Raw genomic sequence first — 17,541 nt, 5'->3', positions numbered from 1 at the left:
AGATCGGGGGCGGCCTCGCGTCGTTGAGCGACCCCGTACCGGTCAGTAGAGCAACCAGGAGGTGCCGAGCCCATGGCGCTCGACCAGTCCTTCGTGGGGCGGACCTACCCGCCCACCGACCCCTACGAGGTGGGCCGGGAGAAGATCCGCGAGTTCGCCGAGGCGGTGGGGGACATCAACCCCGTGTACACGGACCCGGAGGCCGCCAAGGCACTCGGTCACCCTGACGTGATCGCCCCGCCGACTTTCGTGTTCTCGATCACGTTCAGGGCCGCGGGACAGGTCGTGCAGGACCCGCAGCTCGGCCTGGACTACAGCCGCGTGGTGCACGGCGACCAGAAGTTCGCCTACGTCCGCCCTGTGCGCGCCGGTGACCGACTGACCGTCACCTCCACCATCGAGGCCATCAAGTCCATGGCCGGCAACGACATCCTGGACATCCGCGGCGAGGTCCACGACGAGGCCGGAGAGCACGTCGTGACCGCCTGGACGAAGCTCGTCGCCCGCGCGGCAGAGGAGGCGTGAAGCAGCAGATGACGGCGAAGATCTCCTACTCCGACGTCGAGGTCGGCACCGAGCTTCCGGCCCGGACCTTCCCCGTGACCCGCGCCACCCTCGTCCAGTACGCGGGCGCCTCCGGCGACTTCAACCCCATCCACTGGAACGAGAAGTTCGCCAAGGAGGTCGGGCTGCCGGACGTCATCGCGCACGGCATGTTCACCATGGCCGAGGCGATCCGTGTGGTCACCGACTGGACCGGCGACCCGGGGGCGGTCCTCGAGTACGGCGTCCGCTTCACCAAGCCCGTCGTCGTCCCGAACGACGACCAGGGCGCCACGATCGAGGTCAGTGCCAAGGTCGCCGCCAAGCTCGACGACAACACGGTCCGCGTGGACCTCACGGTGACCAGTGCGGGGCAGAAGGTGCTGGGGATGTCGCGGGCGGTCGTACGGCTGGCCTGAGAGCCGGACACGGTCTCGGGGTAAGGGGCGCTCTCCATGGTGGGGCGCCCCTTACCGACGTCAGGGAGCTCCTCCCCTTGCAAAGTTAGTGATTGAGTACTAACTTACTGGCATGGCCAGGATGAGTGCAGAAGAGAGGCGCGAGAGCGTCATCCGTGCGGCGGCCGCCGAGTTCGCCCGCGGTGGCTACCACGGCACGTCGACCGAGGCGATCGCCAAGCGGGTCGGGGTGTCTCAGCCGTATCTCTTCCGGCTCTTCCCGGGCAAGAGGGCGATCTTCCTGGCGACGGCGGAGCGCTGCGTGGAGGACACCATCCGCACCTTCGAGGAGGCATCCAAGGGGCTGAAGGGCGAAGAGGCCCTGCATGCCATGGCGGAGGCGTACACCCGGGTCATCGTGGAGCGGCCCGAGTGGCTGCTGATGCAGATGCAGATGTACGTCGCCGTGGCCGCCGCCGAGCAGGAGGGCGACAGCGAGTTCGGGGAGACGGTGCGGGCCGGCTGGATGCGGCTGTGGGATACCGTCCATCTGCCGCTCGGCGCCGACGCGAACGAGACCACGACCTTCCTGGCTCACGGAATGCTCATCAACTGCCTGGTGGCGATGGGCTTCCCGCCCGGGCACCGGGTCTGGGCGGGCATGGGCCCGTCGGCAGGGGACAAAGACCGGCCGGAGCACTGAGGCCCGCGGCGGACGAGGCGTCACCGGCGCCTTTTCATGATCGAGAAACTTAGTAATCAATAACTAATCACCAATCAGCTGGGGGAGCGATGTCACAGCAAGCGCACCAACCGCAAGCAGCACCGACCGCACGTCGTGGGGGAGCCGTCTGGGCCCTCGTCATCACCAGCGTCGCCGGATTCATGGCGGCCCTCGACAACCTCGTCGTCACCACCGCCCTGCCCTCCATCCGCGACGACCTCGGCGGAGCGCTGCACGACCTCGAATGGACCGTCAGCGCCTACACGCTCACCTTCGCGGTCCTGCTGATGACCGGCGCGGCACTCGGCGACCGCTTCGGCCGCCGCCGGCTCTTCCTGACCGGCCTCACGATCTTCACCGGCGCTTCGGCGGCCGCGGCTCTGGCACCCGGCATCGACTCCCTCATCGCCGCCCGAGCGGTCCAGGGCGTGGGCGCGGCGATCATGATGCCCCTCACGCTCACCCTCCTCACGGCAGCGGTCCCCGCCGCCAGGCGCGGGCTGGCCTACGGCATCTGGGGCGCCGTCAACGGACTCGCGGTGGCCTCCGGACCCCTCATCGGCGGCAGCCTCACCGAACACATCTCCTGGCAGTGGATCTTCTGGCTGAACGTCCCGCTCGGCGTCGCCCTGCTGCCCCTCGCCCGCCTGCGCCTGGCCGAGTCCCACGGCACCGGCGCGCGCCTCGACATCCCCGGCACGCTGCTCGCCAGCGGCGGACTCTTCGGCATCGTGTACGGCCTGGTCCGCGGCCCGTCCGACGGCTGGACCGACTCCGTGGTCCTGCTGGCCCTGTTCACGGGGGCCGCGCTGCTCGCCGCCTTCGTCCTCTACAGCACGCGGGCCAAGAACCCCATGCTCCCCATGCGGCTGTTCCGCTCCCGCGCCTTCTCCGGCATCAACGCCGCCAGCCTCCTGATGTTCCTCGGCATGTTCGGCTCGATCTTCCTGCTCAGCCAGTACATGCAGGGCGTCCTCGGCTACTCGCCCACCGAGGCGGGTCTGCGGATGCTGCCCTGGACCGGCATGCCGATGCTCGTCGCGCCGATCGCCGGGATCCTCTCCGACCGCATCGGGGGCCGGCCGGTGGTGGCCACGGGTCTCTTCTTCCAGGCGGCGGGTCTCGCGTACATGGCGTCCGTGGTCACCGTCGACGCGTCCTACGCCGCACAGCTTCCCGGTCTCATCCTCAGCGGCATCGGCATGGCGCTGTTCTTCGCCCCCGCGTCCAACCTGGTCATGTCGAGCGTGCTGCCGAAGGAGCAGGGCATCGCGTCCGGGGCCAACAACGCGCTGCGTGAAGTGGGCGGGGCGCTGGGAATCGCCGTCATGGCGTCGATCTTCTCCTCGCAGGGCGGATACGACAGCGGGCAGTCCTTCGTGGACGGCCTGCGGCCGGCACTGGTCACCGGAGCGGCCGTGGTGGCGCTCGCCGGGGTTGCGGCTCTGCTGATTCCCTCCCGGAAGCGGGTCGTGACGGCAGAGGCGCCCGACGAGGCGCGAGCGCTGGAGACGGTGGGCGCCTGACCTGTTGGAACGGTCCGCCCGAGAGGGCGGGCCGTTTCTGCGGTGCTGGGCGTGGGCGGGGCGCCTGTGGGGGTGCCGGGTCAGGTTGTCAGGCGGGTGCAGGTGCGTTGTGGCTGGTCGCGCAGTTCCCCGCGCCCCTAGGGGTTGCAGTCACCCGCGCCACGACGAACCGTTCGCCGGACCGCGCGCCACGGCGGGCCGTTGGCCGCGTACGGCGGGAAGGGGACGGGGTGGGGGGTGTCCGCCCGCAGCGGCCGGCGTCCGTTACAGAGCACTGCTCAAGTGACCGAGCCGCCGGACCGAGGACGGATACCCCCCACCCCGGCCCCGACCCAAACCACACCGCACGCGCTACACAAGCCCCCACCGAACCCGCAGCTGCGCCGCAGGCACCCAGGGGCGCGGGGAACTGCGCACAAACACCCGCCCCCACCGGACCCGCACCCGCCCAGACCCCCGACGGGCGCGGCCCCCGTACGCTGTACCCCGTGCAGGAACGACACGACGCCCCCCTCGCCCCCCTGACCACCTTCCGCCTCGGTGGCCCCGCCACCCGGCTCGTCACCGCGACGACCGACGCCGAGGTGATCGAGGTCGTCCGCGAGGCTGACGCCACCGGCACCCCCCTCCTCGTCATCGGCGGCGGGTCCAACCTCGTCATCGGGGACAAGGGCTTCGACGGCACCGCACTCGTCATCGCCACCAAGGGCTTCGAGCTCACCGGCACCCACCTGGAGCTCGCCGCCGGCGAAGTGTGGACCGACGCCGTCGCACGCACTGTGCGCGCCGGACTCGCCGGGATCGAGTGTCTGGCCGGCATCCCCGGCTCCGCGGGCGCGACCCCGATCCAGAACGTCGGCGCCTACGGCCAGGAGGTGTCCTCCACCATCACCGAGGTCATCGCCTACGACCGCCACAGCGGCGCGACCGTCACCCTCACCAACGACGACTGCGCCTTCTCCTACCGCCACAGCCGCTTCAAGGAAGACCCCGCCCGCTACGTCGTCCTGCGCGTCCGCTTCGACCTGGAGGACGCCAACGGCCTCTCCGCGCCGGTCAAGTACGCCGAGACCGCCCGCACCCTGGGCGTGGAACCCGGCGACCGCGTCCCCCTCACCCAGGCCCGCGAGACCGTCCTGAAGCTGCGCGCCGGCAAGGGCATGGTCCTGGACCCCGACGACCACGACACCTGGTCGGCGGGCTCCTTCTTCACCAACCCCATCCTCACGGCCGCCCAGTTCGCGGAGTTCCACGCGCGCGTGAAGCAGCACCTCGGCGAGGACGCCGTACCCCCCGCCTACCCCGCGGGCGACGGCCACACCAAGACCTCCGCGGCCTGGCTCATCGACAAGGCCGGCTTCACCAAGGGCTACGGCACCGGCCCCGCCCGTATCTCCACCAAGCACACCCTGGCCCTCACCAACCGGGGCGCCGCCACCACGGAGGACCTCCTCGCCCTGGCCCGGGAGGTCGTGACGGGCGTACGGGACACCTTCGGCATCACCCTGGTCAACGAGCCGGTGACGGTGGGCGTAAGCCTGTGACGTTCAGGAGACCGGGCCGCTGAGCCAGTCGTCCACCCCCGACAGCAGCTTGGTCTTCACGTCCTCCGGGGCTGCCGAGGCCCGTACCGACTGCCGTGCCAGTTCCGCCAGTTCCGCGTCCGAGAACCCGTGCCAGTGCCGGGCGATCTCGTACTGGGCGGCCAGCCGGGACCCGAACAGGAGCGGGTCGTCCGCACCCAGTGCCATCGGCACCCCCGCCTCGAACAGCTTCCGCAGCGGCACGTCCTCGGGCTTCTCGTACACGCCGAGAGCCACATTCGACGCCGGGCACACCTCGCACGTCACCTGCCGGTCGGCGAGCCGCTTCAGCAGCCGAGGGTCCTCCGCCGCGCGCACCCCGTGCCCGATCCGCGTGGCGCTCAGGTCGTCCAGGCAGTCCCGTACCGAGGCCGGACCGCTCAGCTCGCCACCGTGGGGCACCGACAGCAGCCCGCCCTCGCGCGCGATGTGGAAGGCCCGGTCGAAGTCCCGTGCCATGCCACGGCGTTCGTCGTTCGACAACCCGAAGCCCACCACGCCCTTGTCGGCGTACCGCACCGCGAGCCGGGCGAGCGTGCGCGCGTCCAGCGGATGCTTCATCCGGTTCGCGGCGACCAGCACCCGCATCCCGAGCCCGGTCTCCCGCGAGGTCGTCTCGACCGCGTCCAGGATGATCTCCAGCGCGGGGATCAGTCCGCCGAGCATGGGCGCGTACGACGTCGGGTCGACCTGGATCTCCAGCCACCCCGAGCCGTCGCGCACATCCTCCTCCGCGGCCTCCCGCACCAGCCGCCGGATGTCGTCGGGCTCGCGCAGACAGGACCGGGCGGCGTCGTACAGGCGCTGGAAACGGAACCAGCCCCGCTCGTCCGTCGCCCGCAGCTTCGGCGGTTCCCCGCTGGTCAGTGCTTCGGTCAGCGTCTCGGGCAGCCGTACACCGTACTTGTCGGCCAGCTCCAGGACGGTGGCGGGCCGCATCGAACCGGTGAAGTGCAGATGCAGATGGGCTTTCGGCAGCTCAGAGACATCACGTACACGCTCCATTCCAGGATCCTGCCGTACGTCACCACCGTCCCGGTACCGCTTTCCTCTTTAGTGGTCTTGCTCGCACAAAAAAATGGGCCCCCCTCATGTGAGGGAGGCCCATGGGTACGGCGATCTCAGTCCCGAGCCTCCGCCAGCAGCTTCTGGATCCGCGAGACGCCCTCGACGAGATCCTCGTCACCCAGCGCGTACGACAGCCGCAGATAGCCCGGCGTGCCGAAGGCCTCGCCCGGGACGACCGCGACCTCGGCTTCCTCCAGGATCAGCGCGGCCAGCTCGACGGTGTCCTGCGGGCGCTTGCCGCGGATCTCCTTGCCGAGCAGGTCCTTGACCGACGGGTAGGCGTAGAAGGCGCCCTCGGGCTCCGGGCAGAGCACGCCGTCGATCTCGTTGAGCATGCGGACGATCGTCTTGCGGCGGCGGTCGAAGGCCGTGCGCATCTCCGCGACCGCGTCGAGGTTGCCGGAGACTGCGGCGAGGGCCGCGACCTGGGCGACGTTCGACACGTTGGACGTGGCGTGCGACTGGAGGTTGGTCGCGGCCTTGACGACGTCCTTCGGGCCGATGATCCAGCCCACCCGCCAGCCGGTCATGGCGTACGTCTTCGCGACACCGTTGACGACGACGCACTTGTCGCGCAGCTCGGGCAGGAGCGCGGGCAGCGAGGTGAACTTCGCGTCGCCGTAGACGAGGTGCTCGTAGATCTCGTCGGTCAGCACCCACAGGCCGTGCTCGACGGCCCAGCGGCCGATCGCCTCGGCGTCGGCCTGGCTGTAGACGGCGCCGGTCGGGTTGGACGGGGAGACGAAGAGGACGACCTTCGTCTTCTCGGTGCGGGCCGCCTCCAGCTGCTCGACGGAGACCCGGTAGCCGGTCGTCTCGTCGGCGACGACCTCCACCGGGACACCGCCGGCCAGCCGGATCGACTCCGGGTAGGTCGTCCAGTACGGCGCCGGCACGATGACCTCGTCGCCCGGGTCGAGGATCGCGGCGAAGGCCTCGTAGATCGCCTGCTTGCCGCCGTTGGTCACCAGGATCTGGGACGGGTCGACCTCGTAGCCGGAGTCGCGCAGCGTCTTCGCGGCGATCGCGGACTTCAGCTCGGGGAGGCCTCCCGCCGGCGTGTAGCGGTGGTACTTCGGGTTCGAGCAGGCCTCGATCGCGGCCTGGACGATGTAGTCCGGGGTCGGGAAGTCCGGTTCACCGGCGCCGAAGCCGATCACCGGCCGCCCGGCGGCCTTGAGGGCCTTGGCCTTGGCGTCCACGGCGAGGGTGGCGGATTCGGAGATCGCGCCGACTCGGGCGGAGACCCGGCGCTCGGTGGGAGGGGTTGCAGCGCTCATGGGGCCCATCGTTCCAGACCGGAAACTTCTCCGGCACACGGGTTTCACAGACTGAACAACGACTGAACAACCGTCCGGATTCGCCCCGCACGCTGGACGATCTTCCGCCCCCAAGGCCCGTACGGGCGCTTTCTGTTCGACGAGGGGCCGCGGACCACGTACACTCTCACCTCGTTGGCCTTCAGCAGCCGCGCGTCCAGGTGCACACCGAGCACTCGGTCGGATGCGGTACGTTGGGGGGCACACAAAGGGTCGTAGCTCAATTGGTAGAGCACCGGTCTCCAAAACCGGCGGTTGGGGGTTCAAGTCCCTCCGGCCCTGCTACACACACCTTCGCCAGGATGTGTGCGCATGTACGTACAGCAATGCACCGCCGTGCGGCTCCAACCGGGCGCGGCACGGCCACGACCCGGGAACAGGTGAGGACGAATGGCGGATGCCGTGGGCTCCATCGACACGCCTGGCGCCCAGGACGAAGTGCCGGAGACCAAGAAGAAGACCCGCAAGGGCGGTAAGCGTGCCAAGAAGGGCCCGCTGAAGCGTCTGGCGACCTTCTACCGGCAGATCGTCGCAGAACTCCGCAAGGTCGTCTGGCCGTCGCGGAATCAGCTGACGACGTACACGACCGTGGTGATCGTCTTCGTCCTCGTCATGATCGGCCTGGTGACCGTGATTGACTATGGACTCAACCACGCCGCCAAGTACGTATTCGGCTGAGCACAGAGCGAAGGGCGCCGAGGTTACCGGCGCCCCTTTTCGCATGTTCCACCCCTTGTATCCAGGAAGAAGCAGCCACCGTGTCTGACCAGAACCTGAACGACGCCATCGAGCCCGACGAGTCTGTCGACGACGAGCTCGACATCGTCGAGGGCGCGGACGAGGACCTGGACGAGGTCGAGGCTGCCGACGCCGAAGCGGGCGAGCCTGCCGAGGAAGCCGCGCTCCACGCTGAGGACGAGTCCGAGACCGAGTCCGGCGGCGACGTCGAGGCCGTCGAGGACGAGGACGAGGAAGAGCTCGTCGAGGAGGAGCCGGCCGAGCCGGTCGACCCCGTCGCCGCCCTCCGCGAGGAACTGCGGACCCTCCCCGGCGAGTGGTACGTCATCCACACGTACGCCGGTTACGAGAACCGCGTGAAGACCAACCTCGAGCAGCGTGCCGTCTCGCTGAACGTCGAGGACTTCATCTTCCAGGCCGAGGTGCCGCAGGAAGAGGTCGCGCAGATCAAGAACGGCGAGCGCAAGACGATCCGTCAGAACAAGCTCCCCGGCTACGTGCTGGTGCGCATGGACCTGACGAACGAGTCCTGGGGCGTCGTCCGTAACACCCCCGGCGTCACCGGCTTCGTGGGCAACGCCTACGACCCGTACCCGCTGACCCTGGACGAGATCGTCAAGATGCTCGCCCCGGAGGCCGAGGAGAAGGCCGCCCGCGAGGCCGCCGAGGCCGAGGGCAAGCCCGCTCCGCAGCGCAAGGTCGAGGTCCAGGTCCTGGACTTCGAAGTGGGCGACTCGGTCACCGTCACCGACGGCCCGTTCGCCACGCTGCAGGCCACGATCAACGAGATCAACGCCGACTCGAAGAAGGTCAAGGGCCTCGTCGAGATCTTCGGCCGCGAGACCCCGGTCGAGCTGAGCTTCGACCAGATCCAGAAGAACTGACGTCTTCCGGACAGAGCTTCCGACCAGGTCAGGCGGGCTGTCACAGCTCGTCTGACCTGCTCGGTTTTTGGCCGCGCATCTATACCCGCTATCGTTGTGCGGTATGCCTGCGTCCGGGTGGTCCCCGTACACAGGCAGGACCCGAATCGAAAGGACCCGGAGAGCTATGCCTCCCAAGAAGAAGAAGGTCACGGGGCTCATCAAGCTCCAGATCCAGGCCGGTGCCGCCAACCCGGCTCCGCCGGTCGGCCCCGCGCTGGGTCAGCACGGCGTCAACATCATGGAGTTCTGCAAGGCCTACAACGCCGCGACCGAGTCGCAGCGTGGCTGGGTGATCCCGGTGGAGATCACGGTCTACGAGGACCGCTCCTTCACCTTCATCACCAAGACCCCGCCGGCCGCGAAGATGATCCTCAAGGCCGCGGGCGTGGAGAAGGGCTCCGGCGAGCCGCACAAGACCAAGGTCGCCAAGATCACCCAGGCGCAGGTCCGCGAGATCGCCACCACCAAGATGCCCGACCTCAACGCCAACGACCTGGACGCCGCCGCGAAGATCATCGCCGGTACCGCGCGTTCCATGGGCGTCACGGTCGAGGGCTGAGCCCCACCCCCCGTACACCTCAAGCAGAAGTGGCAGGGCCTGCTCGGCCCGTACCACGACTCCTTTCAGAACACACAGGAGCAGTTGTGAGCAAGCGCAGCAAGGCCCTTCGCGCTGCGGACGAGAAGATCGACCGGGAGAAGCTGTACGCCCCGCTCGAGGCCGTCCGTCTCGCCAAGGAGACCTCCACGTCGAAGTTCGACGGCACCGTCGAGGTCGCCTTCCGTCTGGGTGTAGACCCGCGCAAGGCCGACCAGATGGTCCGTGGCACCGTGAACCTCCCGCACGGCACCGGTAAGACCGCCCGGGTCCTGGTCTTCGCGACCGGTGACCGTGCCGAGGCCGCTCGTGCCGCGGGCGCCGACATCGTCGGCGCCGACGAGCTCATCGACGAGGTGTCGAAGGGCCGTCTGGACTTCGACGCCGTCGTCGCCACCCCGGACCTCATGGGCAAGGTCGGCCGCCTCGGCCGCGTGCTCGGTCCCCGTGGTCTCATGCCGAACCCCAAGACCGGCACCGTCACCCCCGATGTCACCAAGGCTGTCAACGACATCAAGGGCGGCAAGATCGAGTTCCGCGTCGACAAGCACTCGAACCTGCACTTCATCATCGGCAAGACGTCGTTCGACGACACCAAGCTGGTGGAGAACTACGGCGCGGCGCTGGAGGAGATCCTCCGTCTGAAGCCGTCCGCCGCCAAGGGTCGCTACATCAAGAAGGCCGCCATCAGCACCACGATGGGCCCCGGCATTCCGCTGGACTCCAACCGCACCCGCAACCTCCTCGTCGAGGAGGACCCGGCCGCGGTCTGAGACCCCGCCAGGTTCACGGGCCCCGCACCTTCCGAGGTGCGGGGCCCGTTCCCATGTGCGAGGGCTGTGCTCTGAGTTAGCGTGCGAGCAGGGCACTTGCACCAGGGGGACGTATGAAGAGGTCGACGGTCTGGCTCACGACGGCCGCCGCACTGGCGGGACTCGCCGCCTGTACGCCCTCCGGCTCCTCCGACCGGCCCGCGGAGCGCAAGCGGACGGCCTCGGCCCCCGCCTCCCTCCCGGCCCTGCGCACCGCGGAACGCTCCACCGAGCGGGCCCGGACCGCCCGGGTGAGGTCCACCACCGTGATGGGCACCCAGCTGTCCCTCACCGCCGACGGCGCCCTCGCCTGGCGCGACGGCCTCTCCGGGTCCCTCACCATCGAGTACACCGGCGGCACCGCGGCCGAGACGATGCGCGCTCTCGGCGTCACGTCCATGGAGGCCCGCTACCTCGCCGACGCCTACTACGCGCGCATGGGCGACACCTTCGCCGCCAAGACGGGCGGCAAGCACTGGCTCAGGTACGCCTACGACGACCTGAAGAACCTGGGCGGGGGCGCCGACCTCGCCGACCAGATGCGCTCCACCACCCCGAACCAGTCGGTGCGGCTGCTGCTGGACTCCGACGACGTGCGCCAGCTCGGCCGGGAGACCGTGGACGGCCAGGCCACCACGCACTACACCGGCACCGTCGACGTCGAGGACGTCACCGACACCGAGCTCCGGCAGCGCCTCCAGAACGCCGACGTCACCGCCGAGACTCTCGACATCTGGATCAACGACAGGAACCTGCTGGTCAAGAAGGTCGAGAAGACCAGCACGGCGAACGGCAGGGTGACCCAGACCGCCCACTACAGCGACTACGGCGTCAAGGTCGCCGTACAGAAGCCGCCGGCCGCCGACACCGAGGACTTCAAGTCCCTCCTGTCACAGTCGAGCACCAACCCCACCTGAACCGCAGGGAATTCCCGGACCCCTCGCGAGCCTCTCGGATAAGCTCGCGGTCTTGCTGTGAATCGACCATGTGTTCCTTGGGGGGAATCAATGGCTACTTCTGTACGACGTTCCGTGCGCGGTCGGACCATCGGCGCCGGGCTCGCCGCCGTGGCTCTCGCCGCGGGTGCGGTGAGCTGTTCCAAGGGGGGTGACGAGTCGCCCGAGATGACGCCCGCGGCTGCGGTCGCCAAGGCGGCGAAGAACACGGAGGACATCACCTCCTTCCACTACCGCATGAAGGGCGAGATGCCCGAGCAGGGCCAGGTCCAGGCCGAGGCCGCCATGCGGACCAAGCCCGACATCGCGATGAGCATGAAGATGACCGCGGCCGGGCAGGGCTCCGCGGAGATCCGTCTCGTCGACAAGGCCATGTACATCGGCGGCAACGCCGAACTGGCCAAGGAGATGGACGGCAAGAAGTGGATGAAGTTCGACCTGTCCTCGCTCGGCAAGGACGGTGGCCTCGGTGCCACCGCGCCCGGCGCCGGCCAGGCCGACCAGAACCCGGCCTCCATGTCGTCCTTCCTCAACGGCGCCAAGAACGTGAAGAAGGTCGGCACCGAGACCGTCGACGGGGTCAAGACGACCCACTACGCGGGCGACGTCACCCTCGCCGAGCTCAAGGCCTCCTTCAAGGACGCCGACAAGTCGGTCCGTGAGCAGCGCGAGAAGAGCACCGAGCAGCTCGAGAAGCTGGGCCTGGACAAGTTCACGATGGACATGTGGGTCGACGGCGAGAACCACGCCAAGCAGTTCCGCATGCGGGGCGACGCCGACAAGGGCAAGTTCGACATGACCTTCACCTTCCTGGACTACAACAAGCCCGTGACCGTCGAGGCGCCGCCCGCGAAGGACACCGCTGACCTGGCCGAGATGATGAAGGAACTCCAGAAGAGCTGAGCGCCGTAGGGCCGGATTTGCTTGACAGGGATCCGGTCCCGTACGCTCCTACAGAAGCCAAAGACCGCTGGTCGTTGCCGTGTCCTCGCAAGAGGGGGCGGTGGCCGAAGGATCCGCTGAAAACTGCGGACGACCCGCGCAGGTGACTGTGGATGTGCTCCCGGGAACACGTGCCTTGCGTATGTGATCGCGGTCGAGCTACGCCCCGTGCGCCTGCGCCGGGGCGTTTCGTTTTGTGCAGCCCCTTCTGAGCGGTCCTCATCACCCGGAAGGAGGCCGACGCTCTATGGCAAGGCCCGACAAGGCTGCCGCGGTAGCCGAGCTGACGGAGCAGTTCCGCAGCTCGAACGCCGCCGTGCTGACCGAGTACCGGGGTCTCACCGTGGCGCAGCTCAAGACGCTGCGTCGTTCGCTCGGTGAAGACGCCCAGTACGCCGTGGTGAAGAACACGCTGACCAAGATCGCGGCCAACGAGGCCGGGATCTCGACGCTCGACGACCTGTTCAACGGTCCGACGGCGGTTGCCTTCATCACCGGTGACCCGGTGACGTCGGCGAAGGGTCTTCGTGACTTCGCCAAGGACAACCCGAACCTCGTCATCAAGGGCGGTGTCCTTGACGGCAAGGCGCTGTCCGCCGACGAGATCAAGAAGCTTGCGGACCTCGAGTCCCGCGAGGTTCTGCTCGCCAAGCTGGCGGGCGCCTTCAAGGGCAAGCAGACTCAGGCTGCTCAGGTCTTCCAGGCGCTTCCGTCGAAGCTCGTCCGCACCGTGGACGCGCTTCGTGCCAAGCAGGACGAGCAGGGCGGTGCCGAGTAACTCGGCTCGCTTCATGACCGCGGTCTGAGGCAGCCCGCCCCAGGAAGCGGTCGTAGCGGGCCGAACGTACGCCCGCCAGACATGTACATACCGGCACCAGCCGAATTAGTGGAAGGATCGCCCATCATGGCGAAGCTCAGCCAGGAAGACCTGCTCGCGCAGTTCGAGGAGATGACCCTCATCGAGCTCTCCGAGTTCGTGAAGGCCTTCGAGGAGAAGTTCGACGTCACCGCCGCCGCGGCCGTCGCCGTCGCCGGTCCGGCCGGTCCGGCCGCCGCCGCCGAGGTTGCCGAGGAGCAGGACGAGTTCGACGTCATCCTCACGGGTGCCGGCGACAAGAAGATCCAGGTCATCAAGGTCGTGCGTGAGCTGACCTCCCTGGGTCTGAAGGAGGCCAAGGACCTCGTGGACGGCGCCCCGAAGCCCGTCCTCGAGAAGGTCGCCAAGGAGGCCGCCGAGAAGGCTGCCGAGTCCCTCAAGGGCGCCGGCGCCTCCGTCGAGGTCAAGTAACACCTCTGCAGGCCTTTTCGATCGGCCTGTAACGCGCAAGCACCGAAGAGCGATCATCCATCCGGGTGGTCGCTCTTCGGCGTTCGTGGAGGCGCGGTCACGGTTGCCTTGCAGCCTCGTGGGCGAGGGGTATGGTGATCTTCGTCGTGTCTCCCGGAACCTCAGGTTCCGGCAGGGGGGCCTTGACGAACCGCACGCAGCGCGCAATTCTCAGGACGCGTCGCCAGAACGGTCCGAATCCGAGGCATGGATCGGCGACGAAGAGGGCAGTATCAACGTGCGTTGAGGGCACCATGCCGAGGACGTTGAGGGCAGCGAGAGTTTTTGAAGACCGGGCAGAAAAGCAGGGCTGGACATCAGTGCGCCAAGTGGCTACACTGACCCTTTGCGCTGCCTGTTAGCTGTCCCCTGCCCGTCACCAGGGGTCTGCCCTCGCCTCAGCATCGACGACCGGACCATCTCCGAGCTGGCCTTCTGGCCACATCGGAGAGACCTGTCTCTGTGCCGCGGAGAGGGCCCGGGGAGCGCGTAGTGAGTCCGAGCCCTCGGAAGGACCCCCTCTTGGCCGCCTCGCGCACTGCCTCGACCGCGAATACGAACAACGCCGCCAGCACCGCCCCGCTGCGCATCTCTTTTGCAAAGATCAAGGAGCCTCTCGAGGTTCCCAACCTGCTCGCGCTGCAGACCGAGAGCTTTGACTGGCTGCTCGGGAACACCGCCTGGCAGAGTCGGGTCGAGGAGGCTCTTGAGTCCGGTCAGGACGTCCCCACCAAGTCCGGTCTGGAGGAGATCTTCGAGGAGATCTCCCCGATCGAGGACTTCTCCGGGTCGATGTCGCTGACGTTCCGCGACCACCGTTTCGAGCCGCCGAAGAACAGCATCGACGAGTGCAAGGAGCGCGACTTCACGTACGCCGCCCCGCTCTTCGTTACGGCGGAGTTCACCAACAACGAGACCGGCGAGATCAAGTCCCAGACGGTCTTCATGGGCGACTTCCCGCTCATGACCAACAAGGGCACCTTCGTCATCAACGGCACCGAGCGTGTCGTGGTGTCGCAGCTGGTCCGCTCGCCGGGTGTCTACTTCGACTCCTCCATCGACAAGACGTCCGACAAGGACATCTTCTCGGCCAAGATCATCCCGTCCCGGGGTGCCTGGCTGGAGATGGAGATCGACAAGCGCGACATGGTCGGTGTCCGCATCGACCGCAAGCGCAAGCAGTCCGTCACCGTGCTCCTGAAGGCTCTCGGCTGGACCACCGAGCAGATCCTGGAGGAGTTCGGCGAGTACGAGTCGATGCGCGCCACCCTGGAGAAGGACCACACCCAGGGCCAGGACGACGCGCTGCTCGACATCTACCGCAAGCTGCGTCCGGGCGAGCCCCCGACGCGTGAGGCCGCCCAGACTCTTCTGGAGAACCTCTACTTCAACCCGAAGCGCTACGACCTCGCCAAGGTCGGCCGCTACAAGGTCAACAAGAAGCTGGGTGCGGACGCTCCGCTGGACGCGGGCATCCTGACCGTCGAGGACATCATCTCGACGATCAAGTACCTGGTGAAGCTGCACGCGGGCGAGACCGAGACCACCGGTGACAGCGGCACCTCGATCGTCGTCGAGACCGACGACATCGACCACTTCGGCAACCGTCGTCTGCGCAGCGTCGGCGAGCTCATCCAGAACCAGGTCCGCACGGGTCTGGCTCGTATGGAGCGCGTCGTCCGTGAGCGCATGACGACCCAGGACGTCGAGGCGATCACGCCGCAGACCCTGATCAACATCCGGCCGGTCGTCGCCTCCATCAAGGAGTTCTTCGGCACCAGCCAGCTGTCGCAGTTCATGGACCAGAACAACCCGCTGTCGGGTCTCACCCACAAGCGCCGTCTGTCGGCTCTTGGCCCGGGTGGTCTCTCCCGTGAGCGGGCCGGCTTCGAGGTCCGTGACGTGCACCCCTCGCACTACGGCCGCATGTGCCCGATCGAGACGCCCGAAGGCCCGAACATCGGTCTGATCGGTTCGCTCGCCTCCTACGGCCGCGTCAACGCGTTCGGTTTCGTGGAGACGCCGTACCGCAAGGTCACCGGCGGTGTCGTCACCGACGAGGTCGACTACCTGACGGCCGACGAGGAGGACCGCTTCGTCATCGCGCAGGCCAACGCCACGCTCAACGACGACATGCGGTTCGAGGAGTCCCGGGTCCTGGTCCGCCGTCGTGGCGGCGAGGTCGACTACGTCCCCGGGGACGACGTCGACTACATGGACGTCTCGCCGCGCCAGATGGTGTCGGTCGCGACCGCCATGATCCCGTTCCTCGAGCACGACGACGCCAACCGTGCCCTCATGGGCGCGAACATGATGCGTCAGGCCGTGCCGCTCATCAAGAGCGAGTCCCCGCTCGTCGGCACCGGCATGGAGTACCGCTCCGCCGTCGACGCCGGCGACGTGGTCAAGGCCGAGAAGGCGGGTGTGGTCCAGGAGGTCTCCGCGGACTACATCACCACCGCCAACGACGACGGCACGTACATCACGTACCGCCTGGCCAAGTTCGCCCGCTCCAACCAGGGCACCTCGGTCAACCAGAAGGTCATCGTCAACGAGGGCGACCGGATCATCGAGGGCCAGGTCCTGGCCGACGGTCCGGCCACCGAGAACGGCGAGATGGCGCTGGGCAAGAACCTGCTCGTGGCGTTCATGCCGTGGGAGGGTCACAACTACGAGGACGCGATCATCCTGTCGCAGCGCCTCGTGCAGGACGACGTCCTCTCCTCGATCCACATCGAGGAGCACGAGGTCGACGCCCGTGACACCAAGCTCGGCCCCGAGGAGATCACCCGGGACATCCCGAACGTCTCCGAGGAGGTCCTCGCCGACCTCGACGAGCGCGGCATCATCCGTATCGGTGCCGAGGTCGTCGCCGGTGACATCCTCGTCGGCAAGGTCACGCCCAAGGGTGAGACCGAGCTGACGCCGGAGGAGCGCCTGCTCCGTGCGATCTTCGGCGAGAAGGCCCGTGAGGTCCGTGACACCTCGCTGAAGGTGCCGCACGGCGAGATCGGCAAGGTCATCGGCGTCCGCGTCTTCGACCGTGAAGAGGGCGACGAGCTGCCGCCGGGCGTGAACCAGCTGGTCCGTGTCTACGTGGCGCAGAAGCGCAAGATCACGGACGGTGACAAGCTCGCCGGCCGACACGGCAACAAGGGTGTCATCTCCAAGATCCTGCCCATCGAGGACATGCCGTTCCTCGAGGACGGGACCCCGGTCGACATCATCCTCAACCCGCTGGGTGTGCCGTCCCGAATGAACCCGGGACAGGTCCTGGAGATCCACCTCGGCTGGCTCGCCAGCCGCGGCTGGGACGTCTCCGGCCTCGCCGAGGACTGGGCGCAGCGCCTCCAGGTCATCGGCGCCGACGCCGTCGCCCCCGGCACCAACGTCGCGACCCCGGTCTTCGACGGTGCCCGTGAGGACGAGCTCGCGGGTCTGCTCCAGCACACCATCCCGAACCGCGACGGCGAGCGCATGGTGCAGCCGACCGGTAAGGCGAGGCTGTTCGACGGCCGCTCCGGCGAGCCGTTCCCGGAGCCGATCTCGGTCGGCTACATGTACATCCTCAAGCTCCACCACCTGGTCGACGACAAGCTCCACGCCCGCTCGACCGGTCCGTACTCGATGATCACCCAGCAGCCGCTGGGTGGTAAGGCCCAGTTCGGTGGCCAGCGCTTCGGTGAGATGGAGGTGTGGGCGCTGGAGGCATACGGCGCCGCGTACGCCCTCCAGGAGCTGCTGACCATCAAGTCCGACGATGTCACCGGCCGCGTGAAGGTCTACGAGGCCATCGTCAAGGGCGAGAACATTCCCGAGCCCGGCATCCCCGAGTCCTTCAAGGTGCTCATCAAGGAGATGCAGTCCCTGTGCCTCAACGTGGAGGTGCTGTCCTCGGACGGCATGTCCATCGAGATGCGCGACACCGACGAGGACGTCTTCCGCGCGGCGGAAGAGCTCGGCATCGACCTGTCCCGGCGCGAGCCGAGCAGCGTCGAAGAGGTCTGACGGGAGTCCGGCCGGAGGACCTGGTGAGGATTCTCCGGCCGGCCCCTGGACCCCCGTTTCAGACCCCAAGACT

At 67.9% G+C, this 17,541-nt stretch carries 16 protein-coding genes and 1 tRNA gene; 15 read left to right on the top strand and 2 right to left on the bottom strand.

Features of this window, described 5'->3' with window-relative positions:
• The first annotated feature begins 72 nt into the window (after positions 1-72).
• The 5 genes from D1369_RS16385 (at position 73) to D1369_RS16365 (ending at position 4,735) form a co-directional block, all read left to right on the top strand.
• Positions 73-525, top strand: a complete 453-nt coding sequence (locus D1369_RS16385; RefSeq protein ID WP_007384035.1) for a MaoC family dehydratase N-terminal domain-containing protein — start codon at positions 73-75, stop codon at positions 523-525.
• 8 nt (positions 526-533) lie between these two features.
• Positions 534-962, top strand: a complete 429-nt coding sequence (locus tag D1369_RS16380) for a MaoC family dehydratase (RefSeq protein WP_007384036.1) — start codon at positions 534-536, stop codon at positions 960-962.
• A 112-nt stretch (positions 963-1,074) separates the two neighbouring features.
• Entirely contained in the window at positions 1,075-1,644 is a 570-nt protein-coding gene (locus D1369_RS16375) for a TetR/AcrR family transcriptional regulator (RefSeq protein WP_205574475.1), read from the top strand.
• Between the two features lie 89 nt (positions 1,645-1,733).
• The gene (locus D1369_RS16370) at positions 1,734-3,191 is read left to right on the top strand and encodes a DHA2 family efflux MFS transporter permease subunit (protein WP_007384038.1); all 1,458 of its coding nucleotides are present in this window, start codon (positions 1,734-1,736) and stop codon (positions 3,189-3,191) included.
• Positions 3,192-3,679: 488 nt separating this feature from the next.
• Positions 3,680-4,735, top strand: a complete 1,056-nt coding sequence (locus D1369_RS16365; RefSeq protein WP_007384039.1) for a UDP-N-acetylmuramate dehydrogenase — start codon at positions 3,680-3,682, stop codon at positions 4,733-4,735.
• A 3-nt stretch (positions 4,736-4,738) separates the two neighbouring features.
• Here D1369_RS16365 and D1369_RS16360 read toward each other — a convergent pair whose 3' ends face one another.
• Together D1369_RS16360 and D1369_RS16355 are read right to left on the bottom strand one after the other, a co-directional pair.
• Positions 4,739-5,779, bottom strand: coding sequence for an adenosine deaminase (locus D1369_RS16360; protein WP_007384040.1), 1,041 nt, complete (start codon positions 5,777-5,779; stop codon positions 4,739-4,741).
• Between the two features lie 116 nt (positions 5,780-5,895).
• Positions 5,896-7,122, bottom strand: a complete 1,227-nt coding sequence (locus tag D1369_RS16355) for a pyridoxal phosphate-dependent aminotransferase (protein WP_007384041.1) — start codon at positions 7,120-7,122, stop codon at positions 5,896-5,898.
• Between the two features lie 248 nt (positions 7,123-7,370).
• Here D1369_RS16355 and D1369_RS16350 point away from each other — a divergent pair.
• The 10 genes from D1369_RS16350 to rpoB all read left to right on the top strand — a co-directional run bounded on the left by D1369_RS16350 (position 7,371) and on the right by rpoB (position 17,468).
• Positions 7,371-7,443 (top strand) — tRNA-Trp (locus D1369_RS16350).
• Between the two features lie 108 nt (positions 7,444-7,551).
• Positions 7,552-7,839 (top strand): preprotein translocase subunit SecE, encoded by a 288-nt coding sequence (secE, locus tag D1369_RS16345; protein ID WP_007384042.1) that lies wholly within the window; start codon positions 7,552-7,554, stop codon positions 7,837-7,839.
• Between the two features lie 80 nt (positions 7,840-7,919).
• Positions 7,920-8,783, top strand: a complete 864-nt coding sequence (gene nusG / locus D1369_RS16340; protein ID WP_007384043.1) for a transcription termination/antitermination protein NusG — start codon at positions 7,920-7,922, stop codon at positions 8,781-8,783.
• A 166-nt stretch (positions 8,784-8,949) separates the two neighbouring features.
• Positions 8,950-9,384, top strand: a complete 435-nt coding sequence (gene rplK, locus D1369_RS16335; RefSeq protein WP_007384044.1) for a 50S ribosomal protein L11 — start codon at positions 8,950-8,952, stop codon at positions 9,382-9,384.
• 86 nt (positions 9,385-9,470) lie between these two features.
• On the top strand, positions 9,471-10,196 hold the full coding sequence (gene rplA / locus D1369_RS16330; RefSeq protein ID WP_007384045.1) for a 50S ribosomal protein L1: 726 nt from the start codon (positions 9,471-9,473) through the stop codon (positions 10,194-10,196).
• Positions 10,197-10,309: 113 nt separating this feature from the next.
• Positions 10,310-11,152, top strand: coding sequence for an LppX_LprAFG lipoprotein (locus D1369_RS16325; RefSeq protein WP_007384046.1), 843 nt, complete (start codon positions 10,310-10,312; stop codon positions 11,150-11,152).
• Positions 11,153-11,242: 90 nt separating this feature from the next.
• Positions 11,243-12,094: an LppX_LprAFG lipoprotein gene (locus D1369_RS16320; RefSeq protein WP_007384047.1), complete on the top strand. Its 852-nt coding sequence runs from the start codon at positions 11,243-11,245 to the stop codon at positions 12,092-12,094.
• Between the two features lie 286 nt (positions 12,095-12,380).
• A complete protein-coding gene (rplJ, locus tag D1369_RS16315; protein WP_007384048.1) occupies positions 12,381-12,911 on the top strand; it encodes a 50S ribosomal protein L10 in 531 nt (176 codons plus the stop codon).
• 126 nt (positions 12,912-13,037) lie between these two features.
• Positions 13,038-13,421, top strand: coding sequence for a 50S ribosomal protein L7/L12 (gene rplL / locus D1369_RS16310; RefSeq protein ID WP_007384049.1), 384 nt, complete (start codon positions 13,038-13,040; stop codon positions 13,419-13,421).
• Between the two features lie 561 nt (positions 13,422-13,982).
• Positions 13,983-17,468 carry a DNA-directed RNA polymerase subunit beta gene (gene rpoB / locus D1369_RS16300; RefSeq protein WP_007384050.1) on the top strand — a complete coding sequence of 1,162 codons (3,486 nt, stop codon included), beginning with the start codon at positions 13,983-13,985 and terminating at the stop codon, positions 17,466-17,468.
• The last annotated feature ends 73 nt before the right edge of the window (positions 17,469-17,541 follow it).

It is taken from the genome of Streptomyces sp. CC0208, assembly GCF_003443735.1.
Classification (GTDB): Bacteria; Actinomycetota; Actinomycetes; order Streptomycetales; family Streptomycetaceae; genus Streptomyces; species Streptomyces sviceus.
This window is presented reverse-complemented; position numbering and strand designations above follow the sequence as displayed.